This window comes from Psychrobacter sp. 28M-43 (assembly GCF_014770435.1).
In the GTDB taxonomy this organism is placed as follows: Bacteria; Pseudomonadota; Gammaproteobacteria; order Pseudomonadales; family Moraxellaceae; genus Psychrobacter.
Genome location: NZ_CP061739.1, coordinates 821,171 through 845,314, shown reverse-complemented (window position 1 = coordinate 845,314; position 24,144 = coordinate 821,171). Strand labels below are relative to the sequence as shown.

General features: G+C 42.7%; 20 protein-coding genes. 2 read left to right on the top strand and 18 right to left on the bottom strand.

Going from position 1 to position 24,144, the window contains the following annotated elements; genetic code table 11:
- Window positions 1-33: 33 nt before the first annotated feature.
- The 8 genes from moaC to surE all read right to left on the bottom strand — a co-directional run bounded on the left by moaC (window position 34) and on the right by surE (window position 8,038).
- Entirely contained in the window at window positions 34-540 is a 507-nt protein-coding gene (moaC, locus tag IEE84_RS03635; protein WP_191114880.1) for a cyclic pyranopterin monophosphate synthase MoaC, read from the bottom strand.
- 30 nt (window positions 541-570) lie between these two features.
- Entirely contained in the window at window positions 571-1,275 is a 705-nt protein-coding gene (mobA, locus tag IEE84_RS03630) for a molybdenum cofactor guanylyltransferase (RefSeq protein ID WP_191114879.1), read from the bottom strand.
- Between the two features lie 56 nt (window positions 1,276-1,331).
- Window positions 1,332-1,862 (bottom strand): molybdenum cofactor biosynthesis protein B, encoded by a 531-nt coding sequence (gene moaB / locus IEE84_RS03625; protein ID WP_102078147.1) that lies wholly within the window; start codon window positions 1,860-1,862, stop codon window positions 1,332-1,334.
- 128 nt (window positions 1,863-1,990) lie between these two features.
- Window positions 1,991-3,103: a GTP 3',8-cyclase MoaA gene (gene moaA, locus IEE84_RS03620; protein ID WP_191114878.1), complete on the bottom strand. Its 1,113-nt coding sequence runs from the start codon at window positions 3,101-3,103 to the stop codon at window positions 1,991-1,993.
- Window positions 3,104-3,225: 122 nt separating this feature from the next.
- Window positions 3,226-4,521, bottom strand: coding sequence for a molybdopterin molybdotransferase MoeA (locus tag IEE84_RS03615; protein WP_191114877.1), 1,296 nt, complete (start codon window positions 4,519-4,521; stop codon window positions 3,226-3,228).
- Between the two features lie 406 nt (window positions 4,522-4,927).
- Window positions 4,928-6,226 (bottom strand): lytic murein transglycosylase, encoded by a 1,299-nt coding sequence (locus tag IEE84_RS03610; protein ID WP_191114876.1) that lies wholly within the window; start codon window positions 6,224-6,226, stop codon window positions 4,928-4,930.
- Between the two features lie 69 nt (window positions 6,227-6,295).
- Window positions 6,296-7,084, bottom strand: a complete 789-nt coding sequence (locus IEE84_RS03605) for a peptidoglycan DD-metalloendopeptidase family protein (protein WP_057759055.1) — start codon at window positions 7,082-7,084, stop codon at window positions 6,296-6,298.
- A gap of 135 nt (window positions 7,085-7,219) precedes the next feature.
- Window positions 7,220-8,038 carry a 5'/3'-nucleotidase SurE gene (gene surE / locus IEE84_RS03600; RefSeq protein ID WP_191114875.1) on the bottom strand — a complete coding sequence of 273 codons (819 nt, stop codon included), beginning with the start codon at window positions 8,036-8,038 and terminating at the stop codon, window positions 7,220-7,222.
- Window positions 8,039-8,578: 540 nt separating this feature from the next.
- On the opposite strand from surE, the gene IEE84_RS03595 reads away from it, so the two are divergent.
- A complete protein-coding gene (locus IEE84_RS03595) occupies window positions 8,579-9,013 on the top strand; it encodes an MCR_0457 family protein (protein ID WP_057759051.1) in 435 nt (144 codons plus the stop codon).
- A 500-nt stretch (window positions 9,014-9,513) separates the two neighbouring features.
- Window positions 9,514-10,680 (top strand): D-alanyl-D-alanine carboxypeptidase family protein, encoded by a 1,167-nt coding sequence (locus IEE84_RS03590; protein WP_191114874.1) that lies wholly within the window; start codon window positions 9,514-9,516, stop codon window positions 10,678-10,680.
- Window positions 10,681-10,865: 185 nt separating this feature from the next.
- On the opposite strand, the gene IEE84_RS03585 is transcribed toward IEE84_RS03590, so the two are convergent.
- The 10 genes from IEE84_RS03585 to ndk all read right to left on the bottom strand — a co-directional run bounded on the left by IEE84_RS03585 (window position 10,866) and on the right by ndk (window position 23,916).
- Window positions 10,866-12,836 carry a sensor histidine kinase gene (locus IEE84_RS03585; protein ID WP_191114873.1) on the bottom strand — a complete coding sequence of 657 codons (1,971 nt, stop codon included), beginning with the start codon at window positions 12,834-12,836 and terminating at the stop codon, window positions 10,866-10,868.
- 206 nt (window positions 12,837-13,042) lie between these two features.
- Window positions 13,043-14,464 (bottom strand): ribosome biogenesis GTPase Der, encoded by a 1,422-nt coding sequence (der, locus tag IEE84_RS03580; protein ID WP_057759046.1) that lies wholly within the window; start codon window positions 14,462-14,464, stop codon window positions 13,043-13,045.
- Between the two features lie 393 nt (window positions 14,465-14,857).
- The gene (gene bamB / locus IEE84_RS03575; RefSeq protein WP_191114872.1) at window positions 14,858-16,066 is read right to left on the bottom strand and encodes an outer membrane protein assembly factor BamB; all 1,209 of its coding nucleotides are present in this window, start codon (window positions 16,064-16,066) and stop codon (window positions 14,858-14,860) included.
- A gap of 146 nt (window positions 16,067-16,212) precedes the next feature.
- Window positions 16,213-17,007, bottom strand: a complete 795-nt coding sequence (locus IEE84_RS03570; protein ID WP_191114871.1) for a YfgM family protein — start codon at window positions 17,005-17,007, stop codon at window positions 16,213-16,215.
- A 70-nt stretch (window positions 17,008-17,077) separates the two neighbouring features.
- On the bottom strand, window positions 17,078-18,367 hold the full coding sequence (gene hisS / locus IEE84_RS03565) for a histidine--tRNA ligase (protein WP_191114870.1): 1,290 nt from the start codon (window positions 18,365-18,367) through the stop codon (window positions 17,078-17,080).
- A gap of 123 nt (window positions 18,368-18,490) precedes the next feature.
- The gene (ispG, locus tag IEE84_RS03560; RefSeq protein WP_057759039.1) at window positions 18,491-19,606 is read right to left on the bottom strand and encodes a flavodoxin-dependent (E)-4-hydroxy-3-methylbut-2-enyl-diphosphate synthase; all 1,116 of its coding nucleotides are present in this window, start codon (window positions 19,604-19,606) and stop codon (window positions 18,491-18,493) included.
- A gap of 179 nt (window positions 19,607-19,785) precedes the next feature.
- Entirely contained in the window at window positions 19,786-20,598 is an 813-nt protein-coding gene (locus tag IEE84_RS03555; protein WP_191115367.1) for a helix-turn-helix domain-containing protein, read from the bottom strand.
- Window positions 20,595-21,530, bottom strand: coding sequence for a type IV pilus biogenesis/stability protein PilW (gene pilW, locus IEE84_RS03550; protein ID WP_224737881.1), 936 nt, complete (start codon window positions 21,528-21,530; stop codon window positions 20,595-20,597). The genes IEE84_RS03555 and pilW overlap by 4 nt, the downstream gene beginning before the upstream one ends.
- A gap of 211 nt (window positions 21,531-21,741) precedes the next feature.
- On the bottom strand, window positions 21,742-22,971 hold the full coding sequence (gene rlmN, locus IEE84_RS03545; protein ID WP_191114868.1) for a dual-specificity RNA methyltransferase RlmN: 1,230 nt from the start codon (window positions 22,969-22,971) through the stop codon (window positions 21,742-21,744).
- 513 nt (window positions 22,972-23,484) lie between these two features.
- Entirely contained in the window at window positions 23,485-23,916 is a 432-nt protein-coding gene (gene ndk / locus IEE84_RS03540) for a nucleoside-diphosphate kinase (RefSeq protein ID WP_057759031.1), read from the bottom strand.
- Window positions 23,917-24,144: the final 228 nt, after the last annotated feature.

Genomic DNA, 24,144 nt, shown 5'->3' with positions numbered 1-24,144 from the left:
TTGATTGACGACGCACTCTGCAATGTTGTCACTTTAAGCATGACTGTAATCTGACTTACCACCTGTCTTCTTAACCAAATGAATATTATCTATAACGATGTCATGTGATAGCGCTTTGGTCATATCATAGATAGTTAAGCAGGCTACACTGACTGCTGTTAGCGCTTCCATCTCAACCCCTGTCTTATGCGTGACCTTGACCACCGCACTGACCGTGATGCTGCTGAGCGCGTCGTTATACTCAAAGCTTAAGCCTATCTTGTCTAGCGGTAGTGGATGACAGAGCGGTATAAGATCATGAGTGCGTTTAGCCGCCATGATACCAGCGATATGAGCTGTTTGTGTGATGCTGCCTTTTTTGGTCATCCCATCAGCCGCTTTAATCTGCGCATAAATCTCACTGGGAAAGCGTACTTGTCCAGTGGCATTGGCTTCTCGCGTCGTTGCTGTCTTACCACTGACATCGACCATGGTAATATCACCATCACTATCTAAGTGAGATAAAGTAGATTGCTGATTTGTCTGAACGCTGTAACTCATTTATATAACCTTTCTTATGTGATATTTTTATTATTTTGGTAGAGCAGCACATGCCTGCTTAAAATCTTCAGGCGTATTAAAGTTGGTCAAATTTTGCCACTCTTTGCTAAATGGTACGGAGTGTACAAAAGGCTGAATAAACTGCATCACCTTACGCTGCCCGCTATCTATATAGGCCTTCAAATCACGCTCAATGCTTAACTGATACAGGCCTAACAATGGATATAGGTGACTGTCATCTTTTAAGCAAATTACTTTTTTATCGGCAGCAAGGCTTATTTCACATTGTAATTTCTGCCACAAGTCAGTTGCTGGTATTAAGCTATCACAGCTGATAACCAGTAACCACGATGCTTGTACGTTTTTTGATACGCCTGAATCATTCAAATCGCTCAATGTTTGTAAGGCTGATTCGATAGCGACCAAAGCGCCGCCAGTTTTGATCTGCCTATCATGCTCATTAGAGTCAACATCAGCACCATAATCAGCAATATGAATAATAGGCGAATTGGTTTTTTCTAAATGGACATCTAAACCAGTTTGAAAGCCGCGACCATTATCTGCAACCAATATAGGAATCTGTAACTTGCTCGCATGACGAACATGATAGTCTAACAGCTGCTCACCTGACGGTAGTGTCAGCATCGCCTTAGCCGTTCCCATACGTCTAGATGCGCCGCCTGCCAAGATAACCACACCTGCCAAACCATCCAGATTATTTGAGCAGTTTTTCATTTACCATTACCTGTCAGACTTGATTGTATATCACTCATAGCTCAATTATTTATAACTCAATCATGGCTAGGATTTTGTGCTAAAAAATGCGGCACAAAATTGCACGGACGAGTACGACTGTCAAACTGATCCTTTAAGATATTTTCCCAACCCGTACGGCAAGCACCAGAAGAGCCTGGTAGACAGAATATACCCGTACCATTGGCCATGCCAGCAACTGCTCGCGATTGTACGGTAGACATACCGATTTCATCTTTTGAGATTAGACGGAACATTTCACCAAAGCCATCGATTGATTTATCAAACAGTACACTCACAGCTTCTGGCATGCTATCTCTGATGAAGAACCCTGTACCGCCAGTTGTAATAACCGCATGAACGTCTGGACTAGCAATCCAACCACTGATGACTGCGCGAATCTGGTAAATATCGTCGGTAATTAGTTGACGATCTGCTAAATGATGCCCTGCTTCGGTCAAGCTGTCTACTAAGTACTGGCCTGACGTATCTTCTGCCAGCGTACGGCTATCAGAAACGGTCAATACAGCAATATTAAGCGGTGTAAATTGTGCAGCAGGCTTACTCATAAATAATCCTTTATAGATGTCATTTTATAATTGTATTAAAAAGCGGTTGTATTAAAAAAGCGATGTTGAAAAACGATTGCACTGGAAGACAATCTCTATCAGCGTCATGATTGCAGACTCAAGGTGTTTTATCCGCCGATTATTGACAGATTGTGCATAATGCCACTGTTAGAGTCATACAGATGATGATGCTCAGGCTTGATTGGCATAAAACTATGTAAAGTGTTAACCAGTCCTTGGATATCGTCTTGCTGTAGGTATGGACGGATATCGTAATTGCCTTGATCAAACAGACACAAATGTACCTTACCTTGGCTGCTTACACGCAAGCGGTTACAGGTATCACAGAAGTGCGCCGCATACGGGGCAATCATACCGATACGACCGACATACTCAGGGTGGCTATACTCTACTGCTGGACCATCGGCACTACCGCGCTCATGCGGCTGCCAACCATTCTCTAACAAGTAATCGGTGATAATATCAGACTGAGCATGCTGAGCAAAAAACAAATCGCTATTATCACTGGTCTGCATAAATTCAATAAAGCGATAGGTCACTTGTCTGTCTTTGACATAGTCGATCGCCGTGATTAAATTCTCAAAAGCAGTTTCTGCCATCAAGACACTATTTATTTTCAGTTTGATATCAGTCGTTTCTAACAATGTATCCATATCAGTCAATATCTGCGGCAAGGTATCAAAGCCTGTCATTTTATGAAAGGTAGCGGCATCGAAGCTGTCCATACTGATATTAAGCTGATCAAGTCCAGCAGCTTGCCAGTTGGCTATATGTTTACCCAATTTATAACCGTTACTGGTCATCGCGACCGTCTCGATACCGTCAGTCTGCTTAATCGTTTCGATAATTTCGACGACATCACGACGAATAGAGGGCTCACCGCCCGTAATTCTAACTTTTTTGGTACCTACTTGAGCAAAGCCGCGCACCAAGGTGGCAATTTCAGAGATACTCAGCTCATCATCAGGGCGCTTACCTTGATAGCCATTTGGCAGGCAATACTCACAGCGAAAATTACAGAAGTCAGTAATAGACAGACGCAAGTAGGTCAGACGCCGTGCAAACCCATCGGTTAGCGGCTGGTGATAGTCACTCATCTGCTCAGTAGGCACGACCAAGGAAGGCTCTATGTAGCCGTCAGATAATGCCGGTGCCAAGCTCGGTGAATACAGTTGCGGGCTGTCTATTTTGTGTTTGTCATCTATGTTGTCATCAATCATATGTTACTGCCATCAGTACTGCTTACTATAAGCACTACTTTGTTATTCGTGTTTAGCATACCAGTGTAAGGTTACTCTCTAGCATTGTATGACAACCTTACAATAAATTGGCAAACGATGAATTAGCGATGTAGCCAAGGAAACGGTTGTACAACGACGTCATTACCAGCTGCTACGTTCCCACTGTCTTTGTCCAATACAATAAAGCAATTGGCACGGCTCAGCTGTTTGATTCTATGTGACTGCTGTCTTGAGAAACACTCAACTTGATAATGACCTGTATCGTCTCGTGACAATACGCCACGCTGAAAGTCTTTGCGGCCGGGAGATTTTCTGATATCACTGATAAGTTTGGCCTTGATATTTAGCGGCATTGGCTGCTCTGATACGCTAGCACCTGACATTTGCCACAACGCAGGTATCACAAACTGTAGCGTACCCACAACCGTAGAGAGCGGATTGCCCGGTAGGCCAAAATACAATACCGGCTTATCAAGATTTTTATTCAATTCACCAAATACAAAAGGCTTACCAGGTTTCATCGCCACTTTATAATGGTTAATCTGACCTAGTGTTTCGATTACAGTGGTCAAAAAATCATAGTCACCAACTGAGACACCTGCAGTAGATATCAGTACATCACAGTCCTGCATGGCCTCATTGACTGCGATAGTTGTCTGCTCTAGGTTATCAGGAATAATGCCATAATCACGAATAGTGATAGGCAGATCTGATAGCAGGCTTTTGAGCGTTGGAGTATTAGAGTTATATATTTGGGCTAAGCTTTGTAGCTCATTACCAATAGCTACGAGTTCATCACCTGTTGCCAACACGCCTACAACGAGTGGTTGAAACACGTTCACTTGGCTAATACCAAGGTTGGCGAGTAAGCTAATATCTGCAGGATTTAGTCGTTTACCGATTTTTAAAACGGCTTCCCCAGACTCAATCTCTTCGCCTTGTGAGCGGATATTACCATCAACTTTGGCGGTTTGCGTGAGGGTGATGTCGTAAGGTCGAGATTTATCAACGGTCGCTTTGATATCTGCAAAGTTTGTATTCTCTTGCATAATGACCGTATCACAGCAATCTGGCACGACTGCACCCGTAAAAATACGTACCCCTTGCCCTGCCGCTGTCTCACCAGTATAAGCACTGCCAGCTTGCGACTCACCAACGATTTCGATAGTACTGCTTTCTGATAACTCACTACCTTTGGCAATCGCATAGCCATCCATAGCAGATAGATTCTGTCGCGGCACATCAAAAGGTGAAGCAATATCTTGAGCCAGTATGTGGTTTAGGCTGCCCAGCAACTCTAGAGTGTTCACGGCTCTTTTTTGTAGCGGAAAATCAGTAATATGATAACTATCTATCCGTTGCTGTATCGCAGCTTGTAATTCTTCCATGGTAATCATAAGGTCACGCTCTTTCTGTCGTTCTAATTATTTATAATCGAAACTGTTATTTAAAATGGTCGTTAAAAACTGTTACTAAACACTATGCGTCAAAGTCGTCGTTAAAAAACACATTATCTAGAGTCTATCATTCAAAGTATCAACTTTCTTGTATTAACCTTGTCCTGATAAGTTTTGAATAAAGCCCGATTATACTGGTCTTAATATTTGATATTTATTGCATTGTCCATGGTGTTAAAGATGTCAGCAAAATCAGACATAGATTGAGACAAAAAAAGCACCTTGGCAAGGTGCTTTTTGTAGAACAAAGTAAATTATCGTTTGATGACTAGTGGCTGATGCATAATGGCTAAATACTATTAAAAAGAACCACTTTTATACAGTGTATAAATACCGTCAGCCTACCTCACCATCCAGCCAATGAAGACGCACTGTTTTGAGTGATAAATCCATCTGGCGTTTGGCCGTTATCTGCTTGCCAGCGCTGGAATGCCATACGAGTATTGGTACCCACGATACCATCAGCGCCTTTGGTATCATAACCCATGCTAGTCAAACGACGTTGTAGGTTAGTCACTTGCGTGGTCGATAATGGACGCTCATAACGAGGCCAAGATTTTTGCAAACCGCTTTGTCCATTGATCGTTTTGCCTAGCAAACTAACACCCAATGCATAACTTGATGAGTTGTTATAGACTTTGATCACATCAAAGTTTGGGCTCAGCAATAATACGGGACCGTCTTTACCAGCGGGCAACCATAGCTCCATCTGAGTATTGGCATCTAAGTAAACGTCCGCTATCGTATCGACACCCATCGCAGCCCATCTAGCAGCAGGTTGTTTACTACCAACCACTGAGTAATCAAACGATGCTGGCACCGTTGCCTCATAAAAAGGCGCTAAGCCACGAACCCAACCTGAATTGCTAAGATAGTTCGCAGTCGAGGCTAGTGCATCACCAGTCGCCCAAGGATTGCGATGTCCATTACCATCACCATCGACCCCTTGTTTGAGCCAAGTCTCAGGGATAAACTGGGTTTGTCCCATGCCGCCTGCCCAAGAACCGTCGAGCTGTGTCCATGATACGTCACCGCGTTGTAACAGTGTCGCTAACGATAGCAACTGCGTTTCAGCGAATTCTTGACGACGACCATCATAGGCAAGGCTGGCAAGAGAACTTGGCAGATCGCTATTGCCCGTCACAGCGCCATACGATGACTCCATACCCCATATCGCAGCGATAATCTCTGCATTAACCCCATACTGAGACTCTAGCTGAGACAAATAAGCACGCTGTTCGGCAAATTTACGTTTACCTACACTGACGCGTCCACTTGATACCGCAGAATCTACGTATTCCCATGGCATCTTAGAAAACTCGGGCTGACCTGAATCTAATGAGATGACTTGCTGATTTAGATAAGCAGAATCGAGCAATCGACCAATAACTTGAGCATCATAGCCTGACGATATGGCACGCATAGAAAAGTCTGACTTCCAATCAGAAAAACTACTGTAGCTAGGCTTTGGCGCAGGCTGCGGTTTTACAACTGGCGCAGGTGTTGGTTTGACCTGAACGGTTTGGGTTTGAGTAATCTCAACGCCGCCTTGACGAACAGGCTTACTTTGCATTGCCTGCTGGCTTGTACACCCGACCATCACTAATGCTGGCACAAGGGTGAGGTATTGCTTTTTTAATCTCATAAAAAATCTCAAACATGAATAAATAAAATGGCACACAGTGGCCAAGCTATCCGTAGCTATTATTTAAGTCTAACGCCCAAGTACGCTACGTGGGTCAATAGGATTACCATTTAAGCGAACTTGAAACTCTAAGCCTACCTCATTGGTCTGACCACTGCTGCCCATACTAGCAATACGTTGGCCACGCTGTACTGTATCGCCCTCTTGCACCAACAACTGGCTATTGTGCGCGTAGGCTGTGATGTAGTTATCACTATGACGAATCATAATTAGATTGCCATACTCTGGCAGACCGTTGCCTGAGTAAAGCACAGTTCCTGATTGACTGGCAAGTACTGGATCACCAACTTTGCCCGCAAACCACATTCCCATATTACCCGCAGCAGGGTCAATGTTACGAGTCACTGGGTTGCGCGTAGGATAATCATAACCAGAGGTCGAGTTGGCAGTGGCTTCATAAGCTGGTGTTTGAGACTGGGTCACAGGTGGCGTATAAGTTGGTTGCGTTTGAACTGGAGCACTGTAGCTATTGTTACTTGCAGTGGTGGCCGCATTGCCTTGCCATAGTTTGAGCCATTGGCCACTATAGATGGTGTATTTACTATCTAGATTGTTCATCGCTCCGATTTGACGGTAGTTCAGACGATAGCGCGCTGCAATCTGGCTGACCGTATCGCCGCGTTGTACACGGTGATAGTTAGGGACGCCTTGCGCGTTAGTAATAATCTTAGGACCTGCTTGGTTTGCTGATTGATAGGTAGGCTTCGTTGCACAGCCGACGACAGATAGAGTAGCGACTGCCATAGTACCAATCAACGCGGCTTTAACAAGGTGCGATCCAGCTATGATTTTTTTCATACAAGGTTCCTATTCTTTGTGTTGCTCATTCATTGTTTAATCATTCAAAAGCTCTTAATGCCATACAAGAGTCTTTTGATATTCTCATAACACGTCAGTGTTTAATAAGCCGGTATGGATTATATCTTATAGAGTTTATAGCGCGAGTGTTGATAATCTATTCAGCGCTGCCGTTGGCGTATGATGTAAGCGTACTGGTGATAAACTGACATACCCTGCCGCTACAGCTTGATAATCTGTCATCATATCCTGCTTTGCTTGTACCGCATCGATTGATGTCTCTGATGGTGGCTCATTTTTACCTTTGCGTAGAGACAACCAATACGCATCTCGGCCGCGTGGATCTATCATATGGCGTACTGGCTGAGCAGCCTGCTTATGGCCTAAGGAGGTTATTTTTCGACCCTTGATATCATCAGCATGCTGCACATCAGGAATATTAACGTTTAATACATGATAGGGCAAACTTTTGAGCATCTCTAAAACCGAAGTTTCAGTAAGCAGTTTGACAACTTCATGTGCGGCCACTTGATAATCACTGGCTGATTCTTGCCCGCCGTTCTTGACACCCCCGCCTACCAAAGACGTTGCTATAGCAGGAATACCAGATAGTTGCGCAGTCAATGCAGCACCGAACGTACCAGAGAACATCACATCCTGTCCAAGGTTAGCCCCTGAGTTAATGCCTGTAATCACGCAGTCAAAGTCAGTATCACGATACAACTCATGGACTGCTAGATAAACACAATCAGCTGGTGAACCATTTACCGCTATAAATCCAGAAGGCAACTGATGCGTATGCAGTGGTCTTGAGACACTCAGCGCACTGGCATAGCCGCTTTGTTCATCGTTAGGAGCAACGACTATGACTTCGCCGATAGTCGATAACGCCTGAAATAGTGCCAATAATCCTGGCGCATACACACCGTCATCATTACTAATTAAAAATCTCATTTCTGCTCAGTATATGGTTAATATTTTATTAGCTGTCTTTCTACATCTCTACTTGATAATTCTGCTATCGCGCCATGTCTGTTGAAGATATGGCATAAAAATACGATGCTCATATTTAAAATGAAAACATGATACTCTAATTCTTCAATGATATGACGTCTCAGTCTAACGAAAAAGTATCGTTTTGATAGCATGAGCGATTATAACTGAATAATATAAAGACACGAACCCTGTGTTTAGCAAAGTATCATGCTCTTCTTATGCTGACAATTATACGATGAAAGTAGCGTAACAAGATCTGTATCAAACGAATGACAACCGGTAGATTAAGCATCGCGTTACAATACGCAACACCCCACAACAATACAAACCGATGTACTGATACTGAAGTAACGTCATTAGGGTATGCTACTGATATGTTGCTAAAAAATGGTTTTGGCTCACAAGATATCTACACATAAATCAATATTTTATGTGACTTTTGTTTTTTTACCGATTAACATATGACCATTAAATAAAGACGAGCGAGTGTAATACTGAATGAATAAACAATCGATATTATCTATAGCTTCTGTGATAGCAAATACTGCCTCAAAAGTTGGGATTGCAGGACTGATAACGTCTGTTGCTATGCTGTCTCAAGCTTCTAATGCTGCGAATAACTCTGGCACTACTATTCCGCTAGACATGTCTGGCATCAACATTACTAAGCACGAAATTGCGGTAATGCAGGTACTATCAGAGATATGCCCACCAATGCTAAATGGTAAGCAAAAACAGCGGTTCTATAAGTCGTACACTGTACAGCTGCATGAGCTAATGCCTTCTTTAGAAGATCCAAAAGCGGCTATTCAATACCTATCTACACAGCAAGACTATCGCCAGATACTACAAGGTATTCGTAGTTGGACGATGGGTTTCTCAAAGCAAGAAAACAAAGCACTATGTGAAGATTTGGCAAACGCGGATTATTAGGCAACTATCTAGTTTAATTCAATGATTAGCGTCATCTGCTTAATGTGTTAATAATATTGGTATCAATGATAATAAAATAAAAGCTATGTACTCTTTATAACATCGGTTAAGGAAATATTATCAACTGATTGGTTAGATATCTGTAGCATCAAAGCTTGCTGTCACTTTACTTGTTATTCACAAGCAGTGCAGCAGGCTTTTTTGTGAGCGTTAAATTTTTATTACAGAGACTAGTCAGATGATAGTCACAACAAATATATGATAGGTCTTCATTTTTCTTTTCAAACTTGCCTTATTTTTGCATTTATCGATTCCCCATCGGTAGTCATTTTGCTAAGATAAGGCGTTAATTTTATGTCTATTGTGTAGGCGTTACTATTTTCATCGATACATTATTTTAAACACTGCATTTAAGACATGCTGCTTAAAATAATGTATGAAAATAGGTACAAAACATAAGCGATAGATACATTTGGTTCCATGATGCGGTGTAATGATATATGACAGTAAAGCGTGTAAAAAATCAGCTGATACAGCTGGTAGTTGGTGTAAGTATCTCGATGAGTGCAGTAATGGCAAACGCAGCCATTCAACCACCTGAAATGGACAATACTGCCTATGTGTTGATGGACTATAACACTGGCGAAATTTTGGCTCAAAAGAACGCCAATGAGGCGCTGCCGCCAGCATCTCTGACTAAGATGATGACCAGTTATATCATTGAGCAACGCTTAGCATCAGGCGACCTGAAAGAAGATGAACAGGTGTTGATGAGTCCAAATGCATGGTGCCGTGGTAGTAGCAGCCAATCTTGTATGTATGTGCCTGTGAACAAAACCGCCAGCGTCATCGATATGCTACGCGGTATTATCATTCAATCAGGTAATGATGCATCAAAAGCCATGGCTGAACATATTGCTGGTAGCGAAGCCTCTTTTGCAATCTTGATGAACGAACAAGCGCAAAAAATTGGCATGGAAAACTCTAACTTTGTCAATGCTACTGGTATGCCTGATGAAGGTCATTTAGCATCTGCTTTGGATTTGTCTAAACTTGCTCGCGCTATTATCAAAAATAGCGGCGACTACTATAGTATCTACGCAGAAAAAGAGTTTACGTATAACGGTATTACTCAAGGTAACCGTAATGCTCTGCTGATTACTGACCCAACTGTTGATGGCCTGAAAACTGGCCACACTGATGCGGCAGGCTACTGCTTAGTAGCATCAAGCAACCGTGAAGGCATGCGTCTAATCTCTGTCATTATGGGTACCAAGAGCCAACAGGCTCGCGCCGATCAGTCACGTGAACTACTTAACTGGGGTTTCGGGCACTTTACAACGGTTACTAAGGCGCCTACTGGACAGTTCGTAAGTAAGCTTCCAGTATGGTTTGGAGAAGCTGACGAGGTAGAACTGGCAACTGGCGACAACTTGCAAATCCTAACCAGTAAAACACAGAAAAATAAAATCACCACAGTGGTGGATATTCCTGAGAGCTTAGAAGCACCGATCAAGAAAGGTCAGGAAGTTGGTAAAATGATGGCTGTCATCGATGGTAAGGCGGTAGCCTCAGTTCCAATTATCGCAACTAATGATATCGAACAGTCAGGCTTCATGAGCCGTACGTGGGAACATATCGTACGCTGGGTAAAGAATCTTCTCTAAGAGAGACCTTTAAAAAGCAATTCTAGCTAAAAACTGTTCAAAAAAAGACGCCTCAAAATGGGCGTCTTTTTTGTTTTTATGTTTACTTTAATTTAAAAGTGCTTCGGTATTGAAAGGTAGTAAATATATAAAATGCTACCTAGTAAAATAAAACCAACTAGGAACACGGATCTAATAGAACAGTACTACGTCCAAACCAACCATTGTTTTAATAAGTCGCTTAACGCTTTGTCTTTATAAGTAGCAATATGACAATAGTCAATGCCAGCTGCTTTTAAACCATACTCAAAACTGTCTACATGGCGCGCCCGATGCTGCGGATACCAATATACCAATAACGCACGATGCTCGCTCTTACTACCCTCATCGCTTTCATACTGACGAATACGTTTGGCTAGCTTCGCAGCTTTTTCTGGGAAAACATCTTCAGCAAACATGACCATGTCAACTTTCTGCTTACGCATCTCCTCTATGACGAGTTGATTACCTTGACGACAAATAATCGTAGCACCTAGGTATTCCAGTTCCTCTAACAAGGAGCCTGTCTCATGATAGTAATAATAAATAATCGTTAGGCCAGACAATAGTCGCTGCTGCTTTGATTGCTGTTGATTGGGCATCGCTATGGTCAGTGTAAACTGTGTACCTACGCCAAGCACACTATCAACATCAATAGCAGCACCCATAAGCTGCGCCATTTGTCTAACAATCGGTAAGCCAACCCCTGAGCCTTCGTATTGGCGAGTTTGCGAAGAATCCACCTGAAAGAACGGATTAAATATATCGTCTAGGTGCTCATTATCGATACCAATACCCGTATCTTTTACGCTAATTTGCCAGCGATTACTTTTATTAAAATGTGTCAGTTGCGACGTAATCGTAATTTTTCCGACAGGCGTGAACTTAATCGCATTATTGAGCAGTATCGATAGTATCTGATGTATTTTTTCTGAATCACCGTATAGGCTATAGTCTATATGATGAATATTACTGATTAACTCTAACCCCTTTTGCGTGGCCGTATTTTCAAACTTAGCTAGCAGATCAGCGATTAGCTGTAATGGGTTAAACTCATTTTTATGAATTCTTATCTGGCCTTTTTGAATCTGGTTCAACTGTATAATATGATCTAACGACAATACCAATTTATCACTACCACTACTGATAATCTCTACCGCGTCTTTTTGCTCTCTGTTGAGCGCCTCATGATCCAATAGTTGTAAACCACCTACAATTGCATTCAACGACGTTTTTAATTCATGAGAAATCATGCTTTGAAAATTGTGCAATTGCACATCAAGTGACATATCTTTATTGTGTAATTGCTGTTCAAAGGCTGCAAGGGTTTCATAACCTTGCCGTGCTTCTTGTAAACGATTAAATAACACAATTAATGCTTTTTTGATTTGGGTCAGTTCTTGGAAATTGAATTGCTGCGGGATGACTGGTAGTTGCTCTAGATTTGCGTTGTTCATGACAATGGCACAAACATCGGTCAATGTTTCGATATCTCTGACTGGCCAATTAAGCTTTCTAAAAATGTATAAGGCAAACATGACAATCAGTACCACTGTTGTTAGCCATAACCACAGGATATTTTGGAACCACTGTAAACGTAGCAACTCTACGTCCATCGTAATATTGATATAACCAATCAATGTGCTATTTTCGGTAGCTATATCAGTCGTCTCATCTGGCGATGACGATTCGCTCATAATGTTTGATAAAGACAGTGCCAACTGCTGATTGGAATCAGACTTATTGGACGCGGCACTATTGGCATCAAGGTCTTTACTAATCACTGGATAGTTGAAACTGACCGTATGCGCAAATAAAGCATTTTTCCAATCATCAATCGACTGGTCTATATCTTCAATTGGCTCAGAAGTTGAATAGAAAACAATACTCTGAATCGTCGGCTCGTTTTCTAATAAGATATTGACTTGTTCAGCCACGATATCTGCGCCATCTGCAGTCGATGCGCTAGTCGTTAATAAAGATGCCAGTTGTTGAATATGCTGGTTTTTTTCTTGATAGTGATGCACTAAGCCATAAATAAAAGGCAATAAAAAACCTGCCAGCACTGCCAATACGACAGCTTGTATGACAGAACGCCAGATAAGTACGGGTATGGTTTGAAACGAGCGGTTGTTCATATCACTCTACTGAGTCGCGTGCAGCTTTCATTTATAGTACAGGTATTTTAAAGATGTGATAAGTAAAACATTTGAGTATTTTTGAAGCACTGAGATAGCTATTGATGAGCCCAAACTATAGCGTATTAATAGAAAAATGTCATCGCGCTATCGAACGCGATGACATTAATCATAAAGCTAAAGATATAAAGCCTAAAATACGAGGATTAACGAGGCTTTTTATCTTTGGTAGTAAATTTCTGTGATCTATTACGTTCGCGCTGACGCAATTGCTGAGCTTTTGCCTTAGTCGGTGTGTCGCTCTTATTCGCATATGGGTTATCGTTTTGCTTCAAGATAACGTTAAGCGGTGTGCCTTCTAACTTAAATACTTGACGGAATTGGTTCTCTAGATAACGCTGATAGCTCTTAGGAAGCGCACTGGTTTGGTTACCATGAATCACAATAACGGGTGGATTGTGGCCACCGATATGTGCATAACGCAACTTGATACGACGTCCAGCAACGGTCGGTGGCGGATTGGCCGTTACCGCATCTTGCAAAATCTGAGTCAAACGGTTGGTCGATACTTCGAACATTGAAGATTTGTACGCACGTAAGATAGACGGATATAAATTACCGACACCTGTACCATGCAATGCTGAAATCAAATGTATTTTTACATAAGGAATAAAGCTAAAGCGGCGATCCATCTCAAGCTTGATATAGTCTCTTTGATCTTGCGTTAGACCATCCCATTTGTTAATCGCAACGACTAACGCTCGTCCAGCGTCAAGCGCATAGCCGATCATATGCAAATCTTGATCCACGATACCTTCGTGAGCATCAATGACAATCACGGTTACGTTAGAATCTTCAATCGCTTGCAAGGTCTTGATGACAGAGAATTTTTCTACTTTTTCATCGATTTTACCACGGCGACGTACACCCGCAGTGTCGATCAAAACATAGTCTCTACCTTCACGCTGATAAGGAATATAAATACTATCACGCGTTGTGCCTGGCATATCGAATACCACTACTCGATCTTCGCCAAGCAGGCGGTTGACGAGCGTCGATTTACCAACGTTTGGACGACCAATAATGGCAAGCTTCAAGCCTCTTGGCTCTACTATATTTTCTTGCTCAGGCATATCAGCCGTTAGCACTTCAAGTAAGTTACCCACACCGCGACCATGACTGGCTGCCATCGGATATGGTTCGCCCAATCCTAATGCATAAAACTCAGCAGGTGCTGCATCATGTACACCGTCGACTTTATTGGCAACAACATAGACAGGCTTGCCTAACGTATGCAAAAACTTACCAATTTCAGCATCAGCCCCAATCATACCGGCACGAGCGTCAACGACGAATACGATGATATCTGCTTCATGGATTGCTGTATGCGACTGCTCAGACATATAGTCATCAATATTACCGCTACCGTCATCAGCTTCACCGATACCACCCGTATCTACAACGATAAAAGATTTGTCTTCATAAGTTGCATCACCGTACTGACGGTCACGAGTCAATCCTGAAAGGTCAGCGACCAATGCCTGCCGACTTTTAGTGAACTGATTAAATAAGGTGGATTTACCGACGTTTGGACGACCAATTAAGGCGACCACAGGCTTGATACTCATGGGTTACTCTCAGTGAAAGGCACAATGACGGGCAGTACAGTTATTCTTATAACCAGTGACATAACAATAGTAATAGATATGCTGCAATTGACCGTGAATTAAAATGAATGATAGAACAATAGCAAAAATAATAGATGGCTATTTTACGATTAAGAATAGTATATAGGATGGCTTCATTATACATATTATACATAAATAAGTAGTATATATGGATAGCACATCGGTCGCATAGAGTACGCGAAAGCCTGTGTTTAAACAAGCAATTTACACAAAGCACTAAACGCTGACTAAGCAGCGTTTGTGTTTCATAAATGACAATCAAGAATAGGCTTAACGGCTATAGTGAAATATTACACTTCATTAATCACCGATAATCACTTATCTATATAGTTATTAGCGCACTAATTGCCAGATAGCAACTTGTCCTGACGTACTTTGAGTCATTAAACGGCTACCTTGTACTTGCAAGTTGGTCAACGCCCCTTTTGTTTCTACGCGGCTGACAATGCTACCCGTAGCAGGATCAAACAAATGCACTACGCCATCAAAGTCACCAATGGCGATATAGTTGCCAATCATCACAGGATTGGTAAGATCTCGGTAAGCCAATTCGTCACTTTCCCAGAGTGTCTCGCCACTGTTGCGATCATAAGCAACTACTTTGCCATCTAAACTGGTAGCGATAACTTTCTGAGTATTTACCGCCAGTGATTTGAGACTCGCAATTTCATTGACGAACATTACCTGACGCGAGGCTAAATCAATACCTAATAGCTGACCACTATAGCTGATCGCAAACAACTGATTTTTATCTACTATAGGTTTGCCATCGACATCACTCATGCGCTCAACTTCACTACTACCAGCGCCTACGCCAACACGTCTTGACCATAGCGGAAGACCGTTATCGACAGTAATTGCGTGCAAACGACCATCAGCTGTCGCCAAAAGCGCTGTCTCATTGTCTAATAAAGTTGGCGCAGCGCTACCGCGAACGCTGATAGCAGGTACTTGAGTTGCGAACTGCCATACCGATTGTCCAGTTTGCAGCGACAGACCATGTAAGAAACCATCATTCGCTGATAATACCACACGATTATTGGTAATCAGTGCTGGCGTCAAAACCGAACCTGATAACTGCTGCTGCCAACGCTTTGCACCAGTCGTGCTATCAAACGCCATGACCTTGCCACCACGAGTACTAACGATAGCTGTCTGGCTCAATGCGTCTACTGCAACACCGCCGGTGATTTGGTCGTCAACATTGATTGACCATACGCGCTCACCTGCACTATTAAACCCTGACAGTTCACCACCGCGTGATGCAGTAACGATTTGACCATTGGCATAGCCAACTTGCAAATCTAGCGGATCTTTTTTGCTGGCTTTTTTATTGCCGACATCGGTACTAAATACAGGCTGTAGTACGCTAATCGGCTGAGCGATTTGCACCAATTTTACCGGATCATTAACGACCGGCTTAATACCGCGATTACATCCAATCACTGCCGTGCTCATTACTGCCAGTACGGCCACATGCATGACTGTCTTTTTGATAGTCTTGGTGTTTAACATTTTGCTAGAGCGAATAGATTGAGTCATTGTATGTTCTCACTACAGATAAATTATTATTAATTGGTAAATTGGCCAACCGCAAATTAGTAATCATTAGGTTATATTAAAAAAGAGCTTTGGATGATTACCAACTCTCAATACTATACTACTGACTTAATATCTAGCCTACTGACTTACTGTCCTGCTTCGACAGCGACTTCATTCGAGGTATCCATCACTAGCGATGGCTCAGGAGCAGATGGCTCTTGAATAAGACTGGTTTGCTCAGCAATCGGCTCAGCCGTGATACCTAAGCTCTCCATCTTTAATGCCAATACTGCACGCGTTTCTTGACGGCTACGTAATAGCTCCCACGCATTGCTATAAGATTTAATCGCTGAGTCTTTATTGTCTTGCGCTAAGTAAATATCCCCTAGCAACTCCTGCTGACTTGCTTCAAACGAGCTTGGCATGTCATTGTTTGCTTCTGACAGTGCAGCATCTGTATCACCTGCGGCCAATAACGTTTTTGCATAGCGTAAACGAGTAATCGCTTCTAGACCAGCATCACCCAAATCGATGGCCAATGCTTTTTTGAATGTCTCAGTCGCTGCTGCAAAGTCATCATTGTCTACTTGCTGACGTGCCTTTATCATTAGCGCTTGCCATGCATAAACCGACTCACCATGCGTGCCGACCAAAGTATCAATATCTTTGTCTAGTTGGCTACGACTTTGGGTAAGTGCTTCTTGAGCTTCTGCTTCTAAATCTGGGTTTTGCGAGGCCAGTTTGACCTCTTCGTTTAGCTGCTGAATATCAGCATATTGATCGGCGGCGACGGTATCTACTCGCGCATGGTTGTTTTGCCAGTACGTCCAACCAAAGTAGGCGGCCAGTGCTAACAAAATCGCAGTGACGATATAACTACCATATTGCTTTAACGCTTGCATGGAGTTATCTGCATTCGGCGAATTAGGTGTCAGAGCCATATATATTTACCTGATAAAATTTACATTAAATTGCTAGTGCGACAAACAAAGCTGATTAGTTAAAAACTGACTAGCGACGAGAAAAGTTATCTTTATTTGATAGCCAATCTTGGGCGACCGTCTTTTGCTCACCTGTCTGCATGTCTTTAATACTAATCGTATTATCATCCAGCTCTTGCTGTGCAATGATGACTGTCAATGCCGCGCCTGACTTGTCTGCCTTTTTCATTTGCGCTTTTAGACTCGTGGCACTGGCCATCTTTACTCGTACATCTGGACGACTGTGACGTAAGTTCTGTGCATAGCTTATACCAGCACTATACACCTCAGGATGGGCCACCACGAATACATCACAAGCAGGTATATCAGCAATCGGCGCAACTGCTTCTATAAGTAGCAATAAACGCTCAAGCCCCATTGCAAAACCAACACCAGGCTCAGATTTTACTGGTTTACTACCATCTGTACCGATTGATTTTAATTGCCCTACTAGCCCGTCATAACGACCACCCGCACAAACAGTAGCTTGGCTTCCAAGCTTATCCGTTACCCACTCAAATACCGTTTTATTGTAATAATCAAGGCCACGTACTAAGTGCGGATTGATTTCAAAATCGATATTAAGCGCCGTCAGATAGGCTTTGACCTGCTCAAAATGCGCCACACTCTCTTCACCCAAGAAGTCAGCAAGCTTTGGCGCATCTGCCAATACTGCTTGCGTGCTCGCCTCTTTGCTGTCCAAGATACGTAAAGGGTTAGTCGTTAGGCGGCGTTTGCTGTCTTCGTCTAACTGGTCTTTTTTATCAGTTAAATAGGCAACCAATGCTTCGCGATAAGCATAACGCTCATCTAGCTCACCCAAACTGTTTAGTTGCAGACGCATCTCATTGTTGAGGCCTAACTCTTGCCACATCAGATGAGTCATTGCAATCAGCTCAGCATCTGCATCTGGTAGTGCACTACCAAAGCTCTCGACACCTAACTGATGAAACTGGCGATAGCGGCCTTTTTGCGGACGCTCGTAGCGGAACATCGGACCGATGTACCAAAGCTTGGGCGTGTCACCACGTAGCAAGTTGTGCTCGATAACTGCACGTACTGCTCCAGCTGTGCCTTCAGGACGTAACGCTAACGGCGTTGGCGGCTCAGATTTATCAGTAAAGCTATACATCTCTTTTTCGACGATGTCAGTCGCGCCGCCAATAGCACGCGAAAATAGATCCGTTTGTTCAACGATAGGCAAGCGAATATGCTCGTAACCGTACCTACCAAGTACATCAGCCAATATCGCTTCTAAATGCAGCCACTTTGCGGATTGGTCAGGCAAAATATCATTGAAACCTTTGATAGCTTTGATCATGGTACGGTCGTATCCTTAAATGTTTAACAGGTATTCTATTATTGTTTTCTATGCATTCAAATAAGCGCTATATCTAATTGATGCTATGACGATATAGCCTAACGCATCAATCTATTCTATGGCTTATTTTACGCGAATGATTTCATTCTCACGTTTTTTTGCTAAGTCTTCTGCATGGGCGCGAACCATACCTTCTATTTCATCAACCAGATTGCCTGTATCGATAAGGTGGCTTTTTTCACCCATACGATAGACCAGTGATCTAGGGGCAGCACCAACGATGCCAATATCGGCCTCTTTTGCCTCTCCTGGACCATTCACCTTACAGCCGATCACAGATAGATTCATCGGTTCACGAATATCTTCTAGGCGCGACTCTAACGCTGTCATTACTTTAATCACGTCAAACTCTTGACGCGAACAACTTGGACAGGCGATAAAGTTTACACCGTTCGAGCGGATATTAAGCGATTTTAGAATATCAAAACCAATCTTAATTTCTTCTTCAGGCTCAGCTGCTAACGAGATACGAATGGTATCGCCAATACCGTCTAGCAATAATCCACCTAATGCAATAGCGGATTTGACAGCGCCCGTACGGTAGACACCCGCTTCCGTCACGCCCAAATGTAATGGATTATCAATTTGCGCTGATATTAAGCGATAAGCATCCAATGTCAAAAACACGTTGCTGGCTTTGACAGAGACTTTGTACTGGTCAAAATTAAGACGCTCTAAAATATCGATATGGCGCATTGCCGATTCTAGCATTGCCTCGCCAGTTGGCTCAGTATACTTACGCTGTATGTCTTTTTCCAAAGAGCCAGCATTCACGCCAATACGAATAGGAATATTGTGATATTTGGCGCAAGCGACCACTTCACGTACCTTAGCATCGCTACCAATGTTACCCGGATTAATACGTAAACAATCAGCGCCTGCTTCAGCAACGGCCAAAGCGATTTTATGATCAAAATGCACATCAGCGATCAAAGGCACGCTTACCAGTTTGCGAATTTCACCAAAGGCTTTAACGGTATCCATCGTTGGCGTAGATACACGCATCAAATCTGCACCTGCTTCGACACAACGCTCGATTTGAGCGACCGTCGCTGCTACATCACAGGTATCAGTATTGGTCATGCTCTGTACGCTAATTGGTGCATCACCACCAACCGCGACATCACCGACATAGATTTTTTTGGTTAAACGACGATTAATAGGCGATGGCATTGACATACATAAATCCTTGAATCAAAAATAGAAAAGCCCTAGGCCTTTGTACATATAATATAAACCAGCTAAATCAGCATACACATATTCGCTTTATTCAAATACATATTTGCTTTATTCAAACACATAGATGCTTCATCCAAACATATGAGTGCTTTATTCAAATTTGGCGCTTATACAATTAACTATGGTGCCAATTCGAAAGTGGCTTGCTTATCTGTTGCATACGTATCTAACGCGACTGGTTGTTGATTGAGCATCAAGCTAACATTATCGATATTATCAATTTGCACATTAAACGGTGGCATACCTGACAAGTCATAGTTACCTGCTGACTGAGAACCATTTATCAGACTGTTTCCAGAAGCATCCGTGATACTAACCACAGCATCGCTTGTTAATACAAGGTTTAGGGTAGCAGTCGTTGCAGCATCACCTAGATTCAATGCAGAGCCAGAAGCACCAACGCCACTTGCATCACTATTGATGGCGGCACCTTGGGCTTGCTCTATCGCCGACATGTCTTCAACAGCTGATACAGGCTCTTGGGTATTTTCTTTGCTAGCGTTACTTACCATGCGAAATAGGAAAACCGCCAAGATAATCAATCCGATAACACCTATGATCAATAGCGGGTTAAAGCGGATACGGTTATGAGTATCACGCTGCAACGTCCCCATTGGGCGCAGTGGCGTATCGATATTGCTGGCTGATTTGGCCTTTAACTCATTAGGATAAGCGGCATCGAAGCTACTAGCGATTTTTGCTGAGTCTAAGCCCAAATATTTAGCATAGTTAATCGCAAAACCACGAGCAAACGCAGCCTGTGGTAGCTCAGCGAAGTTTTCGCTTTCTAGCGCCTCTAGATGACGCTTTAGAATGAACAGCTCAGCCGCCGCTGCTTCTAAAGTTACTTGCTTGTTTTTACGGGCTTGCTGCAACACGGCACCAAATGATCCCTGAGCGTTAGATTGAGTGTTAGATGATGGGGTGATCATTTCCATGGTGCCTCTGGATTGTTAAGCCAAGTCTTAAGTTGTTTTGCTTCATCACTTAGCGGATAAGCGGATAAAAGCTGCTGTGCCAATTGCTGGCGCGTTGTTATATTATTTTGTGCTGCTGCAAGCTTGATACCTTGTAAGAGCAAGCGCGGGCTAATACCCTGCCCTTGCACCAATATCAGCGTCTCATCATACAGTCTCTGTGCCTGCGGTACACGCTGTTGGTCGAGTAGCAAATCTACCAGTTCGATATGAGCAATAATACTATTACGATTGCCATCGAGTGCCCGTAAAAATGCTTTTGAAGCAGCACTATTATCACCTAACTGTAGATAAGTACGACCTAGGTTTTCTAGCGCGCCAATACGGCCTTCATAGCCTAGCGTCGCCCCTGCAATCTCAAACTGTTCTGCTGCTTCACGATAGCGCTTTGTCTGTGACAGATACACGCCATAATTATTGTGTGCTTGTACAAAGTCTTTATCTAGCGCGATTGCTTTTTTGAAATATTCATCAGCTTTGGCTAGATTGATACGGCTGCCTTCTTGCTGCAACAAAACGCCCATCATATCATAGGCTGGCGCATAACGGCTATCGGCAGCAAAGGCTTTTTCGAGCTGCTGCTGCGCGGTATCTAGCTCATTTTTTCGGATGTATTGCGCGGCAAGTGAGGTACGCACACGGGCGATTTCCTGCTGATCTAAATTTCGATCATTGCTAGCGCGCGTAGATGTTTGATAAGGAGAGTTACCTAGCAAATCATTAGTCGGGGTGGTCTGACAGCCACTTAATATAAGAACGCCAAACACTGCTGACAGCACTGCACGCTTTGGCAAAGCGGTTTGGGCAGCACTGATACTCGACTGCTTATAAAATTTAGAAAATGATTTTTGATATTTGAACTGACAAGAATTTTTAGAAGTCATCATAGCCGCCATCATAAAACTGGGATTCAATGCGTTCGATCAAAGAAACATCAGTTTAATAGATTTAACCCCTATAAGTACAATTTAGTTGTTATTAATTGCCACGTTCTGCAATCTTGACAATCATTGCTACATTTTCTTACCATTGCGACAGACAAAAGACAGCTAAAACGCTATACCAGTCGAATATAGCGTTTATCTTCTAGAGAACGTGCTAAACGCTTTCACGATCTTTAATGCTTTGCTGCCATGCGGCTGAGCGTCTAGTACGATCCGCCACTTGTCCAACCAATTGGCCACAAGCAGCATCAATGTCATCACCACGGGTTTGACGAATGGTACAAACAAAACCTGCTTCGCTCAGTATATTGCTAAACGCATGAATACGGTTGTTGCTTGATTTGTCATAGGGTGCATGCGGGAATGGGTTGAACGGAATAAGGTTAATTTTACTTGGTAACCCTTCTAATAACGCAACCAACTGATGGGCATGCTCATTGCTATCATTGACCCCATCAAGCATCACATACTCAATCGTAACGTGCTTCTTATGACGTGGATTGACATCATAGACATAGTTTTTTGCCGCTGCAATCAGCTCTTCTAACGGATATTTTTTGTTAATTGGTACCAACTCATTACGCAGCTCATCATTTGGCGCATGCAGTGAAATGGCCAATGCCACATCGATGTCTTGTGCTAGCTGATACATTTTCGGGACGACACCAGAAGTTGATAACGTGACGCGGCGCTTTGATAATCCATAAGCATGATCGCTTAGCATCAGCTCCATTGAGCCTACTACAGGCTTGTAGTTCAATAGCGGCTCACCCATGCCCATCATCACTACGTTGGTGACGTTATTTTCCCATAGGCTATGGTCGACGTTTTCTAAACTTTCATTTTCATCTGTCATATATGACGCATTAGCGACCCATAACTGACCGATAATCTCAGCCGCACTCAAGTCACGCTCGAACCCTTGCTTACCTGTACTACAGAAGCTACAGTCTAGTGCACAGCCTACTTGCGAAGACACGCATAATGTCTTACGGCCATTTAACTTGCTATCATCTGCAGGGATAAGCACCGTCTCAACCAACGAGCCGCCAGTGACTTCAAATACCCACTTACGTGTACCATCATCACTGTATTGACGATGAATTACTTTAGGCGGTACCACACAAGCATTAAGCGACAATTTGTCTCGTAATGACTTACTCAAATTGGTCATTTGCTCAAAATCTGTCACGCCATGCTGATAAATCCACTTAATCACTTGAGTTGAGCGGAATGGTTTTTCGCCGATACTTTTGAAGTAGTCAGCCAATTGCGCTTGCGTCATACCCAATAGATTGGTTTTGGCATGTACCTCATCTACTAGCTTGATGCTATCAGTAATCTTAGCAGGTACGTGCTGAGTAGGTGCTTGAACAGTTGACATAATAGGTAACCTTTTTGCAGAAGCTTAGATAAGCGGTGCAATTATTTATATGGGCTTTGCCATACATACATGGGTGCATGAGCAATCCGCTATGAGCGCAGTTTTCTAAATTGACAAAAACATGCTGATAAGGGATTGATAACGCTAAGTAAAATCAATAATGAGGCAAGTCACTAAGAATTTCAATGAATAATATAACTACAGAACTCTAAAGCGGATACAAGGCAGCCAACTGCAGATTGTACAAGTAGTACATCTGATGAGGGTGACGCCCTAGCAGTTTAGTAATTCTTTGATTATAGGATTATTATAATAGCTAAAACGGCCTATACCCATAAGATATAAGCCGTCTCGCAAACCAATTATAAACAATCAATGTTGTAAATAATTCGTCTATAGTCAATCAAGTATAAAACTCATACAGGTAAGATCAGTCTAAATCGTAACTGTCTTATTATAGCAGTTACCTCAAACAAATCGAACGCCGTAAAAGCTTATAGCTGGTTTACTATATTAGCGTGTACGTGCACAAACTTCATCATCGCTGAAGAAGTAGCTGATTTCACGTGCTGCTGACTCAGCTGAATCTGAACCATGTACTGCGTTTTCGTCGATGCTGCTAGCGAAATCAGCACGGATAGTGCCTTCAGCAGCTTCTTTTGGGTTAGTTGCACCCATGATTTCACGATGCTGAGCGATAGCGTTTTCGCCTTCTAGTACTGATACCAATACTGGACCTGACATCATGAAAGACTTTAGGTCGTTGTAAAATGGACGCTCAGCGTGCTCAGCATAAAAACCGCCTGCTTTTTCATCATCAAGTTGTAGCATTTTAGCTGCAACGATTTTTAGACCAGCTTGTTCGAAACGGCTATAGATAGCGCCGATGTGGTTGCCAGCAACTGCGTCAGGTTTAATGATAGATAAAGTACGTTCGTTAGCCATGAGAAGCTCCTAATAAATGATAAATTCAATAAAATATGAAAAATTAATGCGTTGTTTTAGCTTTAGCCACAATGTTGACTTGGACTGTTTTACACAACTCATGGTATATCAGTGTATAACCATAAGCGCCAACATCGGATTGCTGCCTATTATAATGATTAAGGCCATAAATGATAGGGTTAATTTATGACCATACCTTGCATAAAAGTAAATTTATTGTGCATTAGT

What these genes read in the sequence shown, in the direction of transcription:
- IEE84_RS03610 (WP_191114876.1), bottom strand. Translation starts at nt 6,226, where the DNA reads ATGAGATTAAAAAAGCAATACCTCACCCTTGTGCCAGCATTAGTGATG.
- moaA (WP_191114878.1), bottom strand. Translation starts at nt 3,103, where the DNA reads ATGATTGATGACAACATAGATGACAAACACAAAATAGACAGCCCGCAA.
- IEE84_RS03555 (WP_191115367.1), bottom strand. Translation starts at nt 20,598, where the DNA reads ATGATCACCCCATCATCTAACACTCAATCTAACGCTCAGGGATCATTT.
- bamB (WP_191114872.1), bottom strand. Translation starts at nt 16,066, where the DNA reads ATGACTCAATCTATTCGCTCTAGCAAAATGTTAAACACCAAGACTATC.
- der (WP_057759046.1), bottom strand. Translation starts at nt 14,464, where the DNA reads ATGAGTATCAAGCCTGTGGTCGCCTTAATTGGTCGTCCAAACGTCGGT.
- pilW (WP_224737881.1), bottom strand. Translation starts at nt 21,530, where the DNA reads ATGATGACTTCTAAAAATTCTTGTCAGTTCAAATATCAAAAATCATTT.
- IEE84_RS03615 (WP_191114877.1), bottom strand. Translation starts at nt 4,521, where the DNA reads ATGATTACCATGGAAGAATTACAAGCTGCGATACAGCAACGGATAGAT.
- surE (WP_191114875.1), bottom strand. Translation starts at nt 8,038, where the DNA reads ATGAGATTTTTAATTAGTAATGATGACGGTGTGTATGCGCCAGGATTA.
- IEE84_RS03585 (WP_191114873.1), bottom strand. Translation starts at nt 12,836, where the DNA reads ATGAACAACCGCTCGTTTCAAACCATACCCGTACTTATCTGGCGTTCT.
- IEE84_RS03595 (WP_057759051.1), top strand. Translation starts at nt 8,579, where the DNA reads ATGAATAAACAATCGATATTATCTATAGCTTCTGTGATAGCAAATACT.
- moaB (WP_102078147.1), bottom strand. Translation starts at nt 1,862, where the DNA reads ATGAGTAAGCCTGCTGCACAATTTACACCGCTTAATATTGCTGTATTG.
- ndk (WP_057759031.1), bottom strand. Translation starts at nt 23,916, where the DNA reads ATGGCTAACGAACGTACTTTATCTATCATTAAACCTGACGCAGTTGCT.
- IEE84_RS03605 (WP_057759055.1), bottom strand. Translation starts at nt 7,084, where the DNA reads ATGAAAAAAATCATAGCTGGATCGCACCTTGTTAAAGCCGCGTTGATT.
- mobA (WP_191114879.1), bottom strand. Translation starts at nt 1,275, where the DNA reads ATGAAAAACTGCTCAAATAATCTGGATGGTTTGGCAGGTGTGGTTATC.
- rlmN (WP_191114868.1), bottom strand. Translation starts at nt 22,971, where the DNA reads ATGTCAACTGTTCAAGCACCTACTCAGCACGTACCTGCTAAGATTACT.
- IEE84_RS03570 (WP_191114871.1), bottom strand. Translation starts at nt 17,007, where the DNA reads ATGGCTCTGACACCTAATTCGCCGAATGCAGATAACTCCATGCAAGCG.
- IEE84_RS03590 (WP_191114874.1), top strand. Translation starts at nt 9,514, where the DNA reads ATGACAGTAAAGCGTGTAAAAAATCAGCTGATACAGCTGGTAGTTGGT.
- hisS (WP_191114870.1), bottom strand. Translation starts at nt 18,367, where the DNA reads ATGATCAAAGCTATCAAAGGTTTCAATGATATTTTGCCTGACCAATCC.
- moaC (WP_191114880.1), bottom strand. Translation starts at nt 540, where the DNA reads ATGAGTTACAGCGTTCAGACAAATCAGCAATCTACTTTATCTCACTTA.
- ispG (WP_057759039.1), bottom strand. Translation starts at nt 19,606, where the DNA reads ATGTCAATGCCATCGCCTATTAATCGTCGTTTAACCAAAAAAATCTAT.